At 65.9% G+C, this 2,138-nt stretch carries 2 protein-coding genes and 1 pseudogene; all 3 read left to right on the forward strand.

Annotation, left to right across the window (positions count from 1 at the left end; genetic code table 11):
• Positions 1 to 336: pseudogene (locus EOA38_RS39490) on the forward strand (CoF synthetase); the annotation flags it as partial.
• Positions 333 to 1,478 (forward strand): GNAT family N-acetyltransferase, encoded by a 1,146-nt coding sequence (locus EOA38_RS34590; RefSeq protein ID WP_126094821.1) that lies wholly within the window; start codon positions 333 to 335, stop codon positions 1,476 to 1,478. The pseudogene EOA38_RS39490 and the gene EOA38_RS34590, both read left to right, overlap by 4 nt.
• The coding region (locus tag EOA38_RS34595; protein ID WP_127301333.1) for a Rieske 2Fe-2S domain-containing protein at positions 1,475 to 2,138 on the forward strand (664 nt) is incomplete at its 3' end. The genes EOA38_RS34590 and EOA38_RS34595, both read left to right, overlap by 4 nt.

The raw sequence follows: 2,138 nt of genomic DNA on the forward strand, positions 1-2,138 counted from the left end.
GTGGACGAGATTGTCGGCCGCATCGACGATGTCTTCCGTCTTGCTTCGCCGAGCGGGCCGATCCTCGTCACGCCGGATGTGCTGCGCAACGCCGTGCTCAAGGCCGATCGCCGCATCGACGATTTTCGGCTCGTCCAGACTGCGCCGGATGCGATCGAGCTCAGGCTTCCGCCGACACTGGCCGACGACGCGGCTACCGCTGCTCACAAGGCGATGCGAAGGCTGTTGGAAGCGCGAAAGGCCGATGCGACCGTCGCCCTTGTCCGCGCGCCGCTGCCGCTGGAAACAAGCCGCAAACTGCGTCGCGTCGAATGTCGGCTGGAGAGCGCGCAATGAGCCGGGCAGGCGTCGTCGAAAGGCCGGTTCAGCAGGCCGACCGGGTCGAAAACAATCCGGCCAAGGTCGAAGCGTTCGTGCGGCTCTTCAACGAGATTCCGGTTGGCGATCTCGTCGCCAACCTGACGACCAGGGTCGAGGCTTTCGAAGTCGCCGGGCGGACCTTTCCGCTGACGCTCAACGATGCGAGTGAAGCGCCGAACTGCTACATCTGCTGCCCGTCCAGCGCTTACGTCGACTACGCCGTCGACGAGACGCGCAACTTCGCGGCCCACCCGCTGCTGCGTCAGGGGCTTCAGGCACTGATCAGCGCCTGCGCGCCGCTGGTCAGGGCAAGCGGCCTCGACCATCAGGTGCAGGTCAACAACTGGCTCTATTCGACCAATCCGGTGCCGCTGCTCGACCGGCAGACGGTCGCGGCGCTTCGCTCGGCGCTGGTCGCTCGCTTTCCCGATCGCACGATCGTCATCCGCTCGCTGAACGAGATCGCCGATCCGGCGAGCATAGCCGCCTTGAAGGCGGAAGGTTTCCGCATGCTGGCGGCGCGGCAGATCTACATCTTCGCCGACCGCAGCGCCGCACCCGCCATGACCAAGAACCTGAAACGCGACCGCAAGCAGCTTGGCGCCACGCATTTCGTGCGCGTCGGCGATGCCGATTTCACCGAGGCCGATTTTGCGCGCGCCGAACAGCTCTACAACATGCTCTATCTCAACAAATACACACCGCTCAATCCGCACTACACGGCCCGCTACATCGCCGAGATGCATCGGCGCGGCATCATCAGCCTTGCCGGCCTACGACGGCCGGGTGGCGAACTGGTCGCGGTCACCGGCCTGTTCGAAAATGGCGGCACGCTGACCCAGCCGATCGTCGGCTACGACACCAGCCTGCCGCTCGGCGAGGGGCTCTACCGCATGGTGATGGCGATGGGACAGGACCACGCCACGGAGCGCGGCCTGTTCTTCAACATGAGCGCTGGCGCGGCAGGCTTCAAGCGCCTGCGCGGCGCGGAGGCCGCGATCGAGTACATTGCCGTCTATGCTAGGCATCTTCCGCTTCGCCGGCGCGTCGCTATCCGCATCATGGAGAGCGTGCTGGCCCTGGTCGGCATCCCGCTGCTGAAGAGGTTCGAACTGTGAGCGAACGCCGTGACCACGCGAAGGATTTTTGGCAGGCGGTGGCGCTCTCGGCCGACATCGGCCAGCGGCCGAAGCGCGTTTTCTTCGAGGGCGCGCCGCTGGTGCTGTTCCGCTCGGCGCAAGGCATTGCCGCACTGTTCGACCGCTGCCCGCACCGGCTGGTGGAGCTGTCGACCGGCAAGGTGGTCGGCGGTGAGATCGAATGCCCTTACCATGGCTGGCGCTATGACGGCGAAGGCCGCTGCACCGCCATTCCGGGCCATGTCGGCGCAATGCCGCACTACCGGGTCCGCCGTTACGCCGCGATCGAGCGCGACGGCGTCGTCTTCGTCTCCTCCGGCGCGCCGCAGGGCGAACCCTATCTCCATTGCATGGAGGGCAAGGACATCATCGCGCGGCGGGTGCGCAGCTCGACGCAGTCGACGGTCATCGACGCCGCCGAGAACATTCTGGATGCCACCCACACCCATTTCACCCACAAGGGCCTGCTGCGCGGCCTGACCTCGAAACGTCATCTGGTGCGGGTCGAGGTGACGGGCGGCGAGGGCTGGGTCGAAGCCTGCTACACCGGTGAGGACAGACAGCAAGGATTGATCAGCCGGCTGCTGGAGGGCGAGCGGGCGAAAACCATCGGCCGCTTCCACCATCCCGGCATCGCCG

Origin of the sequence: Mesorhizobium sp. M1E.F.Ca.ET.041.01.1.1 (genome assembly GCF_003997355.1) — a bacterium.
GTDB lineage: Bacteria > Pseudomonadota > Alphaproteobacteria > Rhizobiales > Rhizobiaceae > Mesorhizobium.

Excerpts from the sequence above, each read along its gene's own strand:
- EOA38_RS34590 (WP_126094821.1), top strand. The coding sequence starts at position 333 with ATGAGCCGGGCAGGCGTCGTCGAAAGGCCGGTTCAGCAGGCCGACCGG.